The 16,080-nt window shown below is 73.8% G+C and carries 12 protein-coding genes; 7 read left to right on the top strand and 5 right to left on the bottom strand.

What is annotated here, in order from left to right; translation table 11 throughout:
- The first annotated feature begins 177 nt into the window (after nucleotides 1-177).
- Nucleotides 178-1,671 (top strand): SulP family inorganic anion transporter, encoded by a 1,494-nt coding sequence (locus tag FHX81_RS02505; protein WP_425473797.1) that lies wholly within the window; start codon nucleotides 178-180, stop codon nucleotides 1,669-1,671.
- Here the strand turns inward: FHX81_RS02505 and FHX81_RS02500 are convergent.
- The gene (locus FHX81_RS02500) at nucleotides 1,657-2,427 is read right to left on the bottom strand and encodes a S41 family peptidase (protein ID WP_246107586.1); all 771 of its coding nucleotides are present in this window, start codon (nucleotides 2,425-2,427) and stop codon (nucleotides 1,657-1,659) included. The two genes, FHX81_RS02505 and FHX81_RS02500, sit on opposite strands and share 15 nt — an antisense overlap.
- A gap of 386 nt (nucleotides 2,428-2,813) precedes the next feature.
- On the opposite strand from FHX81_RS02500, the gene FHX81_RS02495 reads away from it, so the two are divergent.
- Entirely contained in the window at nucleotides 2,814-3,635 is an 822-nt protein-coding gene (locus FHX81_RS02495; protein WP_141975008.1) for a bifunctional DNA primase/polymerase, read from the top strand.
- Here FHX81_RS02495 and ligD read toward each other — a convergent pair.
- From ligD to FHX81_RS02480, 3 genes are read right to left on the bottom strand one after another with little or no spacing between them, the layout of a single operon-like run.
- On the bottom strand, nucleotides 3,632-4,576 hold the full coding sequence (ligD, locus tag FHX81_RS02490; protein ID WP_141975007.1) for a non-homologous end-joining DNA ligase: 945 nt from the start codon (nucleotides 4,574-4,576) through the stop codon (nucleotides 3,632-3,634). The two genes, FHX81_RS02495 and ligD, sit on opposite strands and share 4 nt — an antisense overlap.
- A 28-nt stretch (nucleotides 4,577-4,604) precedes the next feature.
- The gene (locus FHX81_RS02485) at nucleotides 4,605-5,717 is read right to left on the bottom strand and encodes an MFS transporter (RefSeq protein ID WP_141975006.1); all 1,113 of its coding nucleotides are present in this window, start codon (nucleotides 5,715-5,717) and stop codon (nucleotides 4,605-4,607) included.
- The gene (locus FHX81_RS02480; RefSeq protein WP_141975005.1) at nucleotides 5,717-6,331 is read right to left on the bottom strand and encodes a hypothetical protein; all 615 of its coding nucleotides are present in this window, start codon (nucleotides 6,329-6,331) and stop codon (nucleotides 5,717-5,719) included. The genes FHX81_RS02485 and FHX81_RS02480 overlap by 1 nt, the downstream gene beginning before the upstream one ends.
- A gap of 613 nt (nucleotides 6,332-6,944) precedes the next feature.
- On the opposite strand from FHX81_RS02480, the gene FHX81_RS02475 reads away from it, so the two are divergent.
- The 5 genes from FHX81_RS02475 to FHX81_RS02455 are packed head-to-tail and all read left to right on the top strand — an operon-like array spanning nucleotide 6,945 to nucleotide 15,153.
- Entirely contained in the window at nucleotides 6,945-8,000 is a 1,056-nt protein-coding gene (locus FHX81_RS02475) for an ACP S-malonyltransferase (RefSeq protein WP_141975004.1), read from the top strand.
- A gap of 10 nt (nucleotides 8,001-8,010) precedes the next feature.
- Nucleotides 8,011-8,838 (top strand): ACP S-malonyltransferase, encoded by an 828-nt coding sequence (locus FHX81_RS02470; RefSeq protein WP_141975003.1) that lies wholly within the window; start codon nucleotides 8,011-8,013, stop codon nucleotides 8,836-8,838.
- An 11-nt stretch (nucleotides 8,839-8,849) separates the two neighbouring features.
- The gene (locus tag FHX81_RS02465) at nucleotides 8,850-12,428 is read left to right on the top strand and encodes a type I polyketide synthase (protein ID WP_141975002.1); all 3,579 of its coding nucleotides are present in this window, start codon (nucleotides 8,850-8,852) and stop codon (nucleotides 12,426-12,428) included.
- Complete coding sequence (locus FHX81_RS02460) at nucleotides 12,428-13,765, top strand: MATE family efflux transporter (protein ID WP_141975001.1); 1,338 nt, start codon at nucleotides 12,428-12,430, stop codon at nucleotides 13,763-13,765. The genes FHX81_RS02465 and FHX81_RS02460 overlap by 1 nt, the downstream gene beginning before the upstream one ends.
- Nucleotides 13,762-15,153 (top strand): condensation domain-containing protein, encoded by a 1,392-nt coding sequence (locus tag FHX81_RS02455; protein ID WP_170231898.1) that lies wholly within the window; start codon nucleotides 13,762-13,764, stop codon nucleotides 15,151-15,153. The genes FHX81_RS02460 and FHX81_RS02455 overlap by 4 nt, the downstream gene beginning before the upstream one ends.
- Before the next feature lie 60 nt (nucleotides 15,154-15,213).
- Here the strand turns inward: FHX81_RS02455 and FHX81_RS02450 are convergent, their stop codons facing one another.
- Nucleotides 15,214-16,080 (bottom strand): DUF4231 domain-containing protein, encoded by an 867-nt coding sequence (locus FHX81_RS02450; RefSeq protein WP_141974999.1) that lies wholly within the window; start codon nucleotides 16,078-16,080, stop codon nucleotides 15,214-15,216.

Raw genomic sequence — 16,080 nt, 5'->3', positions numbered from 1 at the left:
GTCCCGGCGGCAGACCCCCTCTTCCGGACAGGAGACGACGCGTGCCCATCCCGCCTCGCGCCCTGTCCTGCCCGCCGTAGCGGGCCGTTCCCCCTCAGCTCCCCGTACCGCCGCGGCAACGCCCGGCGGCCCACGTCCGCGCGCCCGAACGGCGTGCCCGACCACGACAGGGTGGTTGTGAACCCCTCCGCACCGACCACGGCACCACGCCCGACCTGGCCGACCCTGCGCGCGTTGCGCGACCCCAAGACCCTGCGCACCGAGGTGCTCGCGGGCCTGGTGGTGGCGTTGGCGCTGATCCCCGAGGCGATCTCGTTCTCGATCATCGCCGGGGTCGCGCCCGGCGTCGGCCTGTTCGCCTCGTTCACCATGGCCGTGGTCATCTCGGTGGTCGGCGGCCGGCCGGCGATGATCTCCGCCGCCACCGGCGCGGTCGCCCTGGTCGTCGCGCCGCTCGTGCGCGAGCACGGCCTGGGCCACCTGCTCGCGGCCGTCATCCTCGGCGGGTTGGTCCAGGTGGCGCTGGGCGCGCTCGGGGTGGCCGGGCTGATGCGGTTCGTGCCGCGCTCGGTGATGGTCGGGTTCGTCAACGCGCTGGCGATCCTGATCTTCCTCGCGCAGGTCCCCGAGCTGGTCGACGTGCCGTGGGCGGTGTACCCGCTGGTGGTCGGCGGGCTGGTGCTGATGGTGCTGTTCCCGCGGTTGTCGAAGGTGGTGCCCGCGCCGCTGGTGTCGATCGTGGCGCTGACCGCGGTGACGGTGGGCGCGGGCATCGCGGTGCCGACCGTCGGCGACCGGGGCGAGCTGCCGTCGTCCCTGCCGACGCCCGGCCTGCCGGACGTGCCGTTCACGCCGGAGACGCTGCGCGTGGTCGCGCCGTACGCGGTGGCGTTGGCGCTGGTCGGGCTCATGGAGTCGCTGATGACCGCGAAGCTGGTGGACGACCTCACCGACACCGGCTCGGACAAGCGGCGCGAGTCGATCGGCCAGGGCGTGGCCAACGTGGTGACCGGGTTCTTCGGCGGCATGGGCGGCTGCGCGATGATCGGCCAGACGATGATCAACGTCAAGAACGGCGCCCGCACCCGGCTGTCGACGTTCCTGGCGGGCGCGTTCCTGATGGTGCTGTGCGTGGTGTTCGGGCCGGTCGTGTCGCAGATCCCGATGGCCGCGCTGGTCGCGGTGATGGTGCTGGTGTCGTTCGCGACCTTCGACTGGCACTCGATCGCGCCCGCGACGCTGCGCCGGATGCCCGCCGGCGAGATCGGCGTCATGGCCGTCACCGTCGCCGTCGTGGTGGCCACGCACAACCTGGCGATCGGCGTCGTGGTCGGCTCCGTCGCCGCCCTGGCGGTGTTCGCCCGCCGGGTCGCCCGGGTGGCGACCGTGGAGGCGCGCAGCGACGGCGAACGGGTCGTCTACACGGTGACCGGTGAGCTGTTCTTCGCCTCCAGCAACGACCTGGCGCACCGGTTCGACTACGCGGGCGACCCGGACCGGGTGGTCATCGACCTGTCGGCCGCGCACGTCTGGGACGCGTCGTCGGTCGCCGCGCTGGACGCCGTCACGGCCAAGTACGCCGACCGGGGCAAGACCGTCGAGATCACCGGCCTCAACCGGCACAGCGCGAAGCTGCACGGCACCCTGACCGGCCGGCTAAGCGCTCCCTGACCGGGCGGCGCGCACCTCCGCGAGCGCGGGCGGGTCGCCACCGCGGCGGTCGAGCTCGGCCAACGCCTCGCGGTGCGCGCGGTCCAGGGCGTCGGCGGCGGGCACGGCGATGTCCGGCGTCACGCCGACCAGCTCCCAGTTCGTGCCCGACACGGGGTTGACGGCCCGCGCGGTCGGGATCGTCGCCTCCAGGTGGGGGTGCACGGTGAAGCCGCGCCGGGGGTGCGCGCCACCGCCCGTGCGCTCGCCGACGACGGTCGCCCGGCCGAGCTGCTGCAGGTCGTAGGCCAGCTCCTCGGCGCCGGAGAACGTCTTGCCGCTGGTCAGGACGTACACCGGTTTGGTGCCGCCGAACCGCCTGCCCGGCACGTGGGTCGGGCTCCAGAACTGCCGGGACGCCTCGCCGCCCCGGTCGTGCATGGTGTTGAGGTGCGTCGCCTCGTCCAGCAGGTGGCCGCAGACCAGCGCGACCGTCTCCGGGTCACCGCCCGTGTTCGCGCGCAGGTCGATGATCAACGCGTCGCCGCGGGAGGCCAGGGTGAACGCGGCGGTGATGCCCTCGGCCGCCCACGCGACCGGGAACAGCGACGGCCCGAGCTCCAGGTGCACCACGTTGCCCGTCATCCTGCGCAGTCCGGGCACACCGCCCAGGGACCGCCCGAACGAGCGGGCGACCTCCTGCATGAGCGCCGCGTCGTCGCCTTCGGGCACCCGGTCGGGGTGGAACTTCAGCCGCAGGTGCCGATCGCCGTTCACCGACGTTCCTCATCAACATCCCGGTGACCGCGCTGATCCTGGCCTGCACGCCGTTCGTGATCACCGAGAGCCGCGTGCCCGAGCGGGTCAAGCTGGACGTGCCCGGCGCGATCACTGGAGGTCGGCGGTGACCGCGGTGCCCAGCTCCTCCGGCGTGGCCACGTCGTAGGCGCCGGCGGCCAGCCGCGCGGCGAGCAGCGCGTCCAGCTCCTCGGCCACGTCGGCGGTTGGGGGAGACGTTGCGCCGGCTGGTGCGGCAGGCGCGGGACGCGGGAGGTGACGAAGCCGTCCACGGCGTCCTGGTGGCCCTGTACCGGCAGGCCTGAGCCCGGCACACTGGACGTCGGCGGCGCTTCCCCCGTTGCCCGACACCAGGGGGGACGAGCATGACCAGGTACCGGGCGGCGCTGGCCGCCGCCGCACGAGGCTGGCCGGTGGTCCCGTTGCGCCCGCACGGCAAGGAGCCCGCGCTGCGCGGCTGGGACGACGAGGCGACCCTGGACCGCGACCGGATCCGGCACTGGTGGTCGCGCCGGGCCTACAACGTCGGCATCTCCTGCGGTCCCGCCGGGCTGCTGGTGGTCGACCTGGACGTGCCGCACGGCCGCGAGGCGTTCGCCCGCCGCGCCTGGCAGCACGGCGCGGAAGACCCGCGCGACACCTACACCGTGGCGACGCCCAGCGGGGGAGAGCACCGCTACTTCCGGGCGCCCGACGTGCCGCTGGGCAACAGCGTGGGCCGGATCGCGCCGCACGTCGACACGCGCGGCGCGGGCGGGTACGTGGTCGCCGCCGGTTCCCTGCTGGGCCGCGGCCGGTACCGGGTGGTGCGGGACGCGCCGGTCGCGCCCGCACCCGGGTGGCTGGTCGCCGTGCTGACCCCGGAACCGCCGGAGGACCTGCCGATCCCGGCGCAGCGGCCCTCGCCGCGCCGGGTCGACGCCTACCGCGCCGCCGTGGTGGAAGGCGAGGCGGACCGCGTCCGCGACGCCCGGCCCGGCACGCGCGCGCACGTCGTGTTCACCGCCGCGTGCCGCCTCGGCGAGCTGGTCGGCGCGGGCTGGCTGGACGAGGGCACCGCGATGGCCGTGCTGCTGACCGCGGCCTCCCGCCACGACGGCGTGGACGGCTGGACCGCGCGGGAGGCGTTGCGGCACGTCGAGAACGGCCTCGCCCTGGGTCGGCGACGACCACGCGTGCTGCGCTAGGGCTCGGGCACGTCGACCCCGTCGCGGTCGGCCCACTCCAGCAGCGGCTCCAGCGAGAACACCGCGTCGTCGATCCCGGCGTGCAGGTCGCCCAGCTCGGCGAACCGGGCGGGCACGGTGGCGATGGTGAAGTCGCGCGGGTCCAGCGAGTCGATCTCGTCCCACCGCACCGGCGTGGACACCGTCGCCTCCGGCACGCCCCGCACCGAGTAGGCACTGGCGATGGTGTGGTCGCGCGCGTTCTGGTTGTAGTCCACGAACAGGCTGCGCGGGTCGCGGTCGCGCCGCCACCAGGCCGTGGTCACGTCGTCGGGCGCCCGCCGCTCCACCTCGCGCGCGAACGCCAGCGCCGCCCGCCGCACGTCGGCGAAACCCCACTCGGGCTTGATCCGCACGTAGATGTGCAGCCCCGACCCGCCGGACGTCTTCGGCCAGCCCACCGCGCCCAGCTCGTCGAGCACCTCGTGCGCCACGTGCGCGACCCGCCGCACCCGGTCGAACGGGCAGTCCGGCATCGGGTCGAGGTCGATGCGCCACTCGTCGGGCTTCTCGGTGTCGGCGCCGCGGGAGTTCCACGGGTGGAACTCCACCGTCGACATCTGCACCGCCCACACCACGTCGGCCACGTGGGTCACGCACAGCTCGTCGGCGTGCCGGTCGTACCGGGGGAAGTGCACCCGCACGGTCCGCACCCACGGCGGCGCGCCGCTCGGCAGCCGCTTCTGGTGCACCTTCTCGCCGGCGACCCCGGACGGGAAGCGGTGCATCATGCACGGCCGCTCGCGCAGCGCGCGCACGATCCCGTCGCCGACCGACAGGTAGTAGTGGGCGAGGTCCAGCTTGGTCTCCCCGCGCGCGGGGAAGTAGACGCGATCCGGGTTCGAGATCCGCACGACGCGGTCCCCGACCTCCAGCTCCACCGAAGGCACCTTTCCGGCCATGCGGGCAACCTAACCCGGATCGCGCCGATCAGCGCGTCACCAACCTCCTTCCGCGGTTCGTGGCGGCGATCGCGGCGGCCGCGACGGCGACGGCGGCGCCCACGAGGGGGACGGCCGGGGCGTGCACCGCGCCGCCGAGCACACCCGCGCCCGCGATGCCGGTGTAGATGGCGGAGGCGTTCAGGGCGAGCAGGAGGTTCGCCCGGTCCGGGTCCACCGCGACCAGCGCCGCGAACAGGGGCGGGTTGAACGCCCAGAACAACGCGCCCCACGCGGCCATCACGACGACCGCCGTCGCGCCGGCCAGCATCGTCGGCAGCACCACGAGGACCGCCGCGCAGCCGCCCAGCGCCACCAGCAGCGGTGTGCGCGGCCCGTGGCGGTCCGCGGCCACGCCGCCGATCGCGTTGCCCAGCACCCCGCCCAGGCCGTAGGCCAGCAGGTGGCCGCCGTCGGGCGGGCGGCCGGTGATCGGGCCGAGGTAGCCGTACACGCTGAACGTGGCCAGGCACGCCAGCAGCGACACGGCCAGCAGCCGGCGCACCGGGGGATCGGCCAGCGGCGCGAGCCGTTGCCGCAACGCCACCGCGGGCCCCGGCCGCACCGGCGGCACGGCGGACCGCACCACCAGCGCCGCCACCACGCACAGCGCCGCCACCAGCACGAACGACGCCCTGTAGCCGTAGCGGTCGGCGACGAACCGCCCGGCCGGCACGCCCAGCAGCGTCGCGGCCGTCAACCCGGCGGTCACCACCGCCATGGCCTTGGCCTTGTGCTCCGGGTTGAGCTGCGCGGCGACCGCGGTCGCCGCCGGCGTGGCCAGCGCCGCCCCGCACGCGGTGAGCACGCGGGCGACCAGCAGCAGGTCCAACGTGGGCGCGAGCGCCGCGCCGACGTTGCCGACCGCGGCCACCAGCAGCGCGGCGACCAGCAGGGCCCGCCGCTCGAACCGGGCGGTGAGCATCGCGAGCACCGGCGAGCCGACCGCGTAGGCCAGGGCGAACGCGGTGATCGTCCGCCCCGCGGCCCCGGTGGTGACGCCGAGGTCGGCGGCGACCTCGGTGAGCACCGCCGCGACCACGTACCCGCTGGACCCCGCCGCCACGGTCGTCGCGGCGAGCGCGGCGGTCCGGGCGCGCATCAGGACACCAGTCGGGGCGGCGCCGGGGTCAGGTAGCCGGTCAGGTCGGGTGGGCGGCGGCCGGTGAACGCGACCCGGTAGACGGTCTCGCGGACCAGCGCGACGGGCCGGCCCGCGCTGAGCAGCGTGGCCTGGCACCACAGGGCGGGCACGTCGGCCGGGTCGTCGGGCAGCGGGTCGGCGAAGTCGGGGTCGTCGGGGGCGCGGGTGGTGGTGGCGTAGTGGGTGGCCCGGCGCGCGCCCGTGACCAGCACGCCGAGCGGCGTGTAGCCGCGGTCGAGTTCCTCGCGCGCGGGTTCGTCCAGTTCGAGGCCGCGCTGGTGCACCAGCGCGGTGATCGCGGCCAGGCGCGGGCCGTGGTCGCCGAGGTGGGGCACCAGGTAGCCCTCGCGCCGGGTCACCTCGGTGTGCGGGGGTAAGCCGAGCAGGCAGGCCTGCCGGGGGGTGAGGCGGTGTCGGGTGTCGGGTTGCCGGGGGTCGCGGCGCAGGCGGTAGCCCACCCACAGGGACAGCACGCGGGTGAAGGGGACGGGTACGTCGCGCAGGAGCCGGGCCATGGTCTCGGCCCGCGCGCCTGCTTCGTCCGCGTGCTCGACGGGTGCGGAGTTGATCATCGGGTGCACCTTCCGTGAGGGCCGCACAGGTCGTTGTGCGGGCGTCGGTGCGATGGACACCACGATGAGGCCGCACTGATGCGGAGACATCGGTCGGGTGACGGAGAAGATCGCGCGCCGAGTCCGGGTTGGACGGTCGTGGCCGAGGCGACCGGGCGCTGTGCCGTGTGGGCCGTCCGGCCGCGTGGACTACGTGCTCCCGTACCCCGCCACGTGCGGCGGCGACCCGCCACCTCGGCGTCCCGGGCTCCCGAATTGCCCAGGTGGGGGACTCCGACGCCGGCCGGAGTGCGCTTTCCGCGTCGTCTGCGACCGCTTCCGCGGTGCGCTCGGTCAATTGTCGTGAACCCTCCTCGCGATTAGCGTGACGCCGCGTTCGCGAGAACACGACGACCGACCGAGGAGAACACCGAAGACGGGCCGACCGGCCCGCCATAAAAAAGGCGAATGCCGATCACGGCCCCATAGGGGTGGCCTATCAGGTCGTCGCCGAAGTCGCTTTGAATTAATTTCTTCGCGACTCCCTGTTAACACATCGGGCCAGGTGGACGGTGCCGTGACCCGGCACGTCACCCGGCCGGACCAGTGCTGCCCCGAAACAGGTCGAGGTGCTGTGCGCTCTCTTTTGCTGTTCGACGGTCTGGGTGGGACCGACGATCACCTGATAACCGGCCTGCGCGAGCTGCGCGCACGGCCGGAGAACGCCGCGTTCTTCCACGCCGTGTACCGCGCGCTGGACGAGGCGGTCGATTATCTGGGCCCCGACGCGCGGCCGGACGGGTTGCCGTTGGAAAAGTGGCTCGGCGGTGTGGAACCACCACCGCCGGACTCCGTCGCGGCCGGTGTGTGCGTGCACGTGCACCAGCTCTGCCGGCTTCAGCCGCAGGGCGGGGGCGACGGCGTGGTGGCGACGCTGGGGCACAGCATCGGCTTGCAGGCCGCGGTGGTGGCCGGCGTCCGGGCACGTCGCCTGGACGAGTTCCTGGCGTTGGCCGTCACGTCGGTGAAGCTGGTCGCGGTCAGCCTGGTCCGGGCGCACCGGATCGCGCCGGACGGGGACGTGGATCCGGACCTGGTCGCCCGGTACCGGCGCGGCCGCGGCGGCCCGCCCGGCCCGATGGCGTCGGTGACGGGGATGCGGCGCGACGAACTGGCCGCCCTGCTGGCCGACTTCGGCGCGGTGGCGCTCGGCCTGGCCAACGCGCCCACCGCGCACGTCGTCAGCGGCGCCACCGCCGACCTGCTCGCCCTGCGGGCCGCGCACGCCGACGCGTTCGACCGCCCCGGCGTGTCCTGGGCGTTCCTGCCCAACACGATCCCGTTCCACAGCCCCGCCCTGGCGGACGTGCCCGCCCGGGTCCGCGCCGACCTGGACTTCGTCGGCCCCACGCCCGCGCCCGACCGGCTCGAGCTGCCGGTCTACGCGGGCGACGGGCCCCGCGACCTCCGGCACGCCGACGACCTGGTCGACGAGTACCTGTGCCAGGTGTTCGCGCGGCCCATCGACTGGGAACCGGCCGTGCGGCACGCCGTCGCGGACTCCGCCGCGGACCAGGTGCTGGACTGCGGGCCGGGCGCGGGCGCCCGCCGGTTCACCCGCGAGTGCCTGCGCGCCGGCGACCGCGCCGTGCGCGTCGAGTCGTTCCGCCGACCCCACCCAGCCGGATAGGAGATCCGCCGTGTTCTGTCTGCTCTTCCCCGGTCAGGGAGTCCAGCGCAAGGGCATGGGCGCCGAGCTGTTCGCCCGCCACCCCGACGTCACCGCCCTGGCCGACGACGTCCTCGGCTACTCGATCGAGGAGCTGTGCGTCCGCGACCCCGACCGGCGGCTGCGCGACACCCGGTACGCCCAGCCGGCCGTGTTCCTCGTCAACGCGCTGTCGGCGCTGGACCGGCTCGCCGAGCACCCCGGCCGGTACGCCTTCTTCGCCGGGCACAGCCTGGGCGAGTACAACGCGCTGGTCGCGGGCGGTGTGCTCGACCTCGCCGACGCGCTGCGGCTGGTCAAGCGGCGGGCCGAGCTGATGTCGACGATCAGCGGTGGCGGCATGTCCGCGGTGCAGGGCGTGCCCACGGCGTTCGTGCGGCGCGCGTTGGCCGAAGCCGGCCTGCCGAACGTCTTCCTGGCCAACCTCAACGCCGACACCCAGACCACCATCGCGGGCGACCGCGCGGAGGTCGCGGTGGCGGGCAAGGCGATCGCCGCGTTGCCGGGCGCGCGGGTCGTGCCGATCAACGTCAGCGGGCCGTTCCACACCCCGCTGATGGAACCCGCGGAGACGGCGTTCCGCGAGGTGCTGGCGGGCTTCCCGTTCGCGCCCGCGACGACACCGGTGGTCTCCAGCGTCACCGGCGAGCCGTTCACCGGCCCCGACCTGCTCGCCCGCCAGCTGTCCGCGCCGGTGGAGTGGGTGCGCGCGGTCAAGACCCTGCGCGAGGCCGGGGTCACCGAGTTCGACGAGGTCAACGGCCGGACCTTGACCTCACTCGTCATCAAGATCCACTGAGGGGTACCGCCATGAACACCGACATCGCAGTAGTGGGCCTCTCGGTGGACGTGCCCGGCGCACGCGACCTGGACGCCTTCTGGCACATCATCAGCACCGGCACGAGCACCAGCAGGCCGTTCCCCGCCGACCGGCGCGAGAAGCTCGCCGAGTACATCCGCTACCTGCGGGCGACCAGCATCGACCCGGTGCCCGACCCCGACATCGACTACCACAACGGCTACTTCCTCGACGCCGTCGACCACTTCGACCACGCCGCGTTCGGCATGAACCCGCGGCAGGCCACGCTCACCGACCCGCACCACCGGATGGTGCTGCGGGCGATGTACCTGGCGTTCGAGGACGCGGGCTACTCGCTGGACCGGCTGCGCGGCAGCCGCACGGGCGTCTACGTCGGGTTCGCGGTCAACCCCGGCTCGACGTACCTGGACTACATCAGCCGGGTCGACCCGTCGGTCGGCCAGCAGGCCATCACCGGCAACATCCCGGCGATGCTCGCCAACCGGCTGTCGCACTTCCTGGACCTGCGCGGCCCCAGCATGGTGGTGGACACCGCCTGCTCGGCCACCCTCGTCGCGGTGCACCAGGCGAAGAACGCCCTGCTGCTCGACGACTGCGACATGGCCGTGGTCGGCGGCGCGCGAATCGTGTTCGCGCCGGTCAAGCACCGGCACTCCAACATCGGCATCGAGTCGTCCGACGGCGTCACCCGCACGTTCGACGAAGCCGCGGACGGCACGGGATTCGGCGAGGGCTCCGGCGCGGTGGTGCTCAAGCGGCTGGACCGGGCGCTGGCCGACGGCGACCGGGTGTACGCGGTGATCAAGGGCAGCGCGGTCAACCACGACGGCAACACCGAGGGCATCACCAACCCGGACTCCGACTCGCAGGCCGACCTGCTGCTGTCGGCGTGGCGCAACGCCGACGTCGACCCGCGCACCATCGGCTACTTCGAGGCGCACGGCACCGCGACCCGCGTCGGCGACCCGATCGAGCACGAGGGCGTGAAGCGGGCGTTCGCCAAGCACACCACCGACCGGGGTTTCTGCGCCGTCGGCACGGTCAAGGCCAACGTGGGTCACCTGTTCGAGGGCTCCGGCGTGATCGGCCTGATCAAGGCGATCGCCGTGCTGCGCCACCGGATGATCCCCCCGCAGGCAAACTTCACCACCCCGAACCCGAAGCTCGACTTCGCCTCCGGCCCGCTGTACGTGCCGACCAGCCTGGAGCCGTGGGAGTCCGACGGCCCTCGCCGCTGCGGCGTCAGCGCGTTCGGGCTGGGCGGCACCAACGCGCACGTCGTGCTGGAGGAGTTCACGGCCGTGCCCGACGAACGCCCGGCGTCGTCCGGCGCGCACCTGTTCACGCTCAGCGCGGCCACCATCAAGTCGTTGACGCGGATCGTGGAGCGGCACATCCGGTTCATCGACGGCGGCGGGCTCGACGGCGTGGACATCGCCGACGTCTGCCACACCAGCCGGGTCTCGCGCGGCGGCCACCGGCACCGGGTCGCGCTCGTCGTCACCGACGCCGCCGACCTGCGCCACCAGCTCGCCGAACTGCTCGCCGACCGGCCGACCCCGCTGCCCGAGGGCCCGCTGGGCGACCAGGCCCGGGTGTTCACCCGCGGCGGCGAGGTCGACTGGAAGACCCTGCTCGGCGACCGCGCACCGCGCGTCGTCCGGCTGCCCGGGTACGCGTTCGACGAGACGCCCGCCTGGGTGAGCTTCCCCGACACGTGGCGCGAGAAGCTGAACTTCGACACCACCGACGAGCGGCACCCCGTGACGCACGACGTCGAGTTCCAGGACGCGCCCGCGGCACGGCCGGTGTCCGCGCCGAACGCCGGGGTGCTGGCCCTGGTCGACCCGGACACCGACGCCGAAACCGTCCTGGCCTGCTTGGGCGACGTCACGTTCCTGCGCCTGGGCGAGCCGATCGGGTCCGGCACGCCGTTCGCCGCGGACGACACCGCCGCGCACGAGGAGATCGCCCGGCTGGTGGGCGACGGCGTCACGCACCTGGTGCACGCACTGGCGTTCGAGGACGCGCCGGCGACCGACGTGGCCGAACTCGAACGGCGCGCCGGCAAGAACCTGCACAGCCTGTTCCTGCTGACCAAGGCGCTGATGGCGGCGGGGGTGAAGGTCGACCTGACCGTGCTCACGCGCACCGCGGTGTGCGCGGAGGAGGGCGACGCCGTCGTGGCGGAGAACGCCGCCCTGGTCGGGTTCGGCAAGGTGGTCGGCCGCGAGTACCCCTACATCAAGGTCAAGCACGTGGACGTGGACGCGTCCGTGCCGCCCGCGGCGCTGCGGGCCGAGGTGTTCGCCGACGAGCACGGGCTGTTCCTGCTGCGCGGCGACCGGCGCCTGCGCGAGGTGTTCGTGGAGGTGCCGGAGGTCGAGCCCGCCGGCGCGGACGACTACCTCAAGCCCGGCGGCACCTACCTGATCACCGGCGGCACCGGCGCGCTGGGCCTGGCCGTGGCGGAGCGGTTCGCCGCCGCGCGGCCCGACCTCACCCTGGTGCTGCTGAGCCGGTCGGGCGTGCCGCCGCGCGAGCAGTGGGACGACCCGATCGCGGTGCCCACCGGCTCGGCCGCGGCCAAGCGGGTCGACGCGGTGCGGGCGCTGGAAGCCGCAGGGGCGACGGTGGCCGTCGTGGCGGCCGACGCGGGCGACCCGGAGGCGTTGGCCGAGGCCGTCACCGCCGTCCGGCGCGACCACGGGCGCATCGACGGCATCGTGCACGCGGCCGGCCTGCCCGGCGGCAGCACGATCATGTTCCGCCGGTCGGCCGACTTCGACGCGGTGGTGCGGGCCAAGCTGCACGCCGCGTTCGTGCTCGACCGGCTGACCGGCGACGACCAACCGGACTTCATCGCCCACTTCTCGTCCGTGGCCTCGGTGTTCCCCGCCCCCGGCCAGGCCGACTACGCGGCGGCCAACTACTACCTGGACAACCTCGCGCGCGCCCGGGCGGGCGGGCCGTGCCACGTGATCGCGCTGGACTGGGTCGCCTGGAAGGAGATCGGCATGGCCGTCGACTTCGGCACCAACGGCGACACCATGTTCAAGGCGCTGCCCACGGCGGTCGGCCTGGACGTGCTGGACGCGGGCCTGAGGTCGACGCGCTCGCGACTGTTCGCGGGCGAGCTCAACTACCGGGGCGAGCTCATCCACCTGCTGCGCTCCTACGACGTGACGTTGTCGGCCGACATCGAGGCCAAGGTGGAGGCGGAGATGCAGGCGCTGGAGCAGCGGCTGGTCGAGGCCGCGGAGAAGACCCGGGCGAGCGTCGCGGCCGTGTCGGTCGAGCTGGAAGGCCGACCCGACGGGCAGTACAGCGACGTGGAGCGGTCCGTCGCCCGGTGCCTGGCGCTGGCGTTCGGCTACGACGCGCTCGACGTGGAGGCCGACTTCTTCGACCTGGGCGGCGACTCCATCATGGCGGCCGGCGTGGCGGGCACGATCGCGATCTGCCACGGGGTGTCCTACGACGTGGCCGACCTGCTGGCCGACCGCACCATCGCCGAGATCGCCTACCACGTCGAGGACCTGGCCGCCTTCGCCGCGGAAGTCGCCTGATGTCCGACGTCTCCGACATGACCGCGGGGCCGGCGCTGCGGCGCATCGTCGGCTTCGCGCTGCCCCTCACCGCGGCCAACCTGCTGCAACAGGGCTACCTGCTGGTCGACGGCATCGTCGTCGGGCACTACGTGGGCGTCGAAGGGCTGGCCGCGGTCGGCGCGAGCGGGCCGTTGTTCTACCTGCTCAACGCGATGTTCATCGGGTTGGGCACGGCGTTCACCATCCGGCTGGCGCACCTGCGCGGCGCGCGGCAGGACGGCGAGCGGCGCGGCGTCGTGCTGTCGCTGGCGCTGCTGACGGCGGTGTGGTCGGTCGGGTGCGTCCTGCTGGTCACGGTGCTGGCCCGGCCGACGTTGGCGCTGATGGGCATCGAGGGCGCGCTGGCCGACGACTGCGCGGAGTTCATCGGCACGCTGTCGCTCGGGTTCCCCGGCATCTTCGGCTCGGCGGCGGTGAGCGCCTACCTGCGCGGCTTGGGCGACTCGCGGGCCGCGATGTGGGTGCAGGGGTTCGGCAGCGTCGTCAACGTGGTGCTGGTCCTGCTGTTCGTCGCGGTGCTGGACCTGGGCATCTCCGGCGCGGCGCTGGCCACCGCCGTGGCCGCCACGGCGGCGCTCGTCGCCGGTCTGCTGCACGCCGCGCGCACGCATCCCGTGCCGGGGGTGGGGGAGCGGCCCGCCGTGCGGCGGGAACTGCGGGACGCGGTGCGGCTCGGGTTCCCGTTGGCGAGCCAGCACATCATCCTCGCGGTGGGGATCATGGTGCTGGTCTGGATCGTCCAGGGGTTCGGCCCGGTGGTGCTGGCGGCGTTCACGATCGTGTCGCGGATCGAGCAGTTCACCGCGATCCTGTTCCTGGACTTCTCCGGCGCGGTCACCGCGTTCACCGCGCAGAACCTCGGCGCGGGCCGGGAGGAGCGCACCCGGCGAGGCCTGTGGCAGACCCTCGGGCTGACGGTCGGCCTCACCGCGGCGCTGGCCGCCGCGGTGCTGCTCGCCCGCGGCCCGATCGCCGCGCTGTTCACCGACGACCCGGCCACCCGCGAGCTGACCGAGCGGTACATCGTGATCATCTACCCGTTCTTCGCGCTCTACACGGTGATGGTGGTGCTGCACGGCCACCTCAACGGCGCCCGCCGCACCACCGCGCCGCTGGTCTGCACGGTGATCGCGTTCGTGCTGGTGCAGATCCCGTTCGCCTACCTGTTGCACGGCGTGTTCGGCATCGAGGCGGTGATGTGGGCGGTCGTCGCGGGCTGGACCGCGGGGCTGGCCTACTCGGTGTGGTGCCTGCGCCGCGTCCTGTTCGCCCAACCCGCGGGAGTCGCGTCGTGATCACCGAGAGCAGCGCCGAGGTCGAGTTCCACGGCGGCCGGGCCCGCACCGGCCACCTGACGTGGGGCCAGCAGGGCACGTGGGACGGCCTGGAGCACTGGCTGCCGGAGGTCAAGCCGTTCTTCTTCCTCACCCGGTGGCTGCCGGTACCGTTGCTGCTCGAACTGGGCGACGTGCTGGACGTGGTGGGCGAGCTGCTGCGGCGGCACGAGTCCCTGCGCACGCACTTCCACGTCAGCCCGAGCGGTGACGTGACGCAGGAGGTGCTGGGCTCCGGGGTGCTGCGGGTCGACGTGCACGACCGGCCGGCCGACGACCCCGTGCAGTTCGGCGACATCGTGACCACGTGCTGGCAGCGCGGCACCGCCACACCGTTCGACCACGCCCGCGAGCTGCCGATCCGGCTGTCCGTCGCGCTGCACGAGGGCATCCCGGTCCTGGTCGTGTTCGCCCTGTCGCACATGGCCGCCGACTACACCGGCACGGAAGTGCTGGTGACCGAGATGGCGGCCCTGTTCAAGGCCCGCGCCGACGGCTCGCCGCCGCCCAGCCCCCGCCCGTCGCTGCAACCGGTCGACCTCGCGTCGTCCGAGCGGTCGCCGGACGGCCAGCTGCTCAACGTCGAGGCGATGCGCCGGCTGCGGGCCGAGCTGGAGCGGATGCCACCGGCCACCCCGGCCCGCGCCGAGCCCGCGTCACCCCGCTTCGTCGGCGCCGACCTGGACTCCCGGGCCCTGCCGGTGGCCGTGCGGCTGGCCGCGCGGCGGTGCCGGACCACCACGTCCGTGGTGATGCTGGCGATCGCGACCGCGCTGGTCCGCTGCTTCTGCCCCGGCCCGCTGCACCGCCTCGACGTCATGCAGAGCAACCGGGTGACGCCCGAGCTGATGGGCAGCGTCACGACCCTCAACCAGGCCGTCCGGACCGTGGTCGACCTGCGCGCGGACTCGTTCGCCGACCTGCTGCGCCAGGCGGAGCGCACCATGGCCGACGCCCGCGCCCGCTCCCGCTACGACACCCGCGCGGCGCGCGAGGTGGTCCGGGCGTGGGGCGGCGTGCTCGAACCCGGCACCCAGTTCAACGACATGTGGTCCACCGTCCCCAAGTCCCGTGCCACGACCACGGAGATGGACACCTCGACGTCGGAACTGACCTGGCCCGCCACCTCCGACGCCGAGGACATGGTGCTGTACCTGGACACCCGCGGCACCGCCGACCGGATGCAGCTGGTGCTGATGGCGGACACGGCGGTGCTGGCGCGGGAGGAGATCGGCGGCTTCCTGCTCGCGTTCGAGCGGGTCGCGGTCCTGCTGGCCACCGAGGACGTGCCCTTGGCACGGGTGGGGGAGCTGTTCGCGGAAAGCCGGGTGGAGCCGCTGACGGGCTGAGGCCGCGTCGGGCGGCCGCGCGCCGAACGCGGCTGCCCGGCACGCCGTCGACCGGGACCGTCAGTTCTCGACCGGCCGGGACGCCAGCCACAGCCGGTGCTCCCGGCCCATCGACTTCTCGGCCTCCGCCACCGCGTCGGCCCACGACGCCTCGTCCGCGTCCAGCAGCTTCACCCGCACCAGCGCCAGCTCTCGCGCGGCCATCGAGTAGCTGGTCGCGAGCGTCGAGTGCCGCCGCGTGCCGAGCCACGCCGCACCGCTGGCCACCGCGGCGGCCAGGACACCGGACATGTCGACCTCCCACACGCCGAACGTCCGCACGCCCGCGAGCACGATGGCGGCCACCTCACCCGCGATCAGCGCGCTGCGCCACTGCAACGCGCGCGTGCGGTTGTGCTGCGCCCGACCCGAGTACCAGGTCTTCTGCTCCTGCAGCCGGTGCTCCAGGTAAGCGGCCCGGCGCTGCTCGAACGGCGCCGCCCGCAACGCGGTCATCGCCGCCGTGGGCGACGGGTCGTCGCCCACCATCGCCAGCCGCTCCTCACTCGCCGCGACCACCTCGGCCACCCGGTCGCGGTACAGCGCCTGGGCGCCCGGCGCGTCCGCCGGGAACGGCGCACCGGCCGCCGCGTACCGCCAGGCCAGCGTCTTGATCGACTCGGCGACCGCGCGCCCGGCGTACCAGTCGCGCTCGGGCTGCTGCGTCCACAGCAGGATCTCCACCACGAGCGCCACCGAGAACGCCACCATCGCCAACGCGCCACCGGGAGAGGCGTCCCCGAAGAACTTCCACGTCATCGCGCCACCGATCGCCGCCAGCACGGCGCTGATCAAGCGGATCCTGCTCCACGCCAAGGCCTGTCGCTGGCCGCGCAGCGAAGCGCGCTCGGCGTCGTGGAAGAGCGCGGGAAGGTCGGCGTCGGTCAT

The organism is Saccharothrix saharensis (assembly GCF_006716745.1).
GTDB classification, from domain to species: Bacteria; Actinomycetota; Actinomycetes; order Mycobacteriales; family Pseudonocardiaceae; genus Actinosynnema; species Actinosynnema saharense.
Note: the sequence above shows the minus strand (reverse complement) of the source record. Positions and strands in the feature narration are given on the sequence as shown.

Bases quoted from the DNA above. Each gene is read 5' to 3' on its own strand.
- FHX81_RS02495 (WP_141975008.1), top strand. From the start codon at position 2,814: ATGACCAGGTACCGGGCGGCGCTGGCCGCCGCCGCACGAGGCTGGCCG.
- ligD (WP_141975007.1), bottom strand. From the start codon at position 4,576: ATGGCCGGAAAGGTGCCTTCGGTGGAGCTGGAGGTCGGGGACCGCGTC.
- FHX81_RS02485 (WP_141975006.1), bottom strand. From the start codon at position 5,717: ATGCGCGCCCGGACCGCCGCGCTCGCCGCGACGACCGTGGCGGCGGGG.
- FHX81_RS02480 (WP_141975005.1), bottom strand. From the start codon at position 6,331: ATGATCAACTCCGCACCCGTCGAGCACGCGGACGAAGCAGGCGCGCGG.
- FHX81_RS02465 (WP_141975002.1), top strand. From the start codon at position 8,850: ATGAACACCGACATCGCAGTAGTGGGCCTCTCGGTGGACGTGCCCGGC.
- FHX81_RS02460 (WP_141975001.1), top strand. From the start codon at position 12,428: ATGTCCGACGTCTCCGACATGACCGCGGGGCCGGCGCTGCGGCGCATC.
- FHX81_RS02450 (WP_141974999.1), bottom strand. From the start codon at position 16,080: ATGACCGACGCCGACCTTCCCGCGCTCTTCCACGACGCCGAGCGCGCT.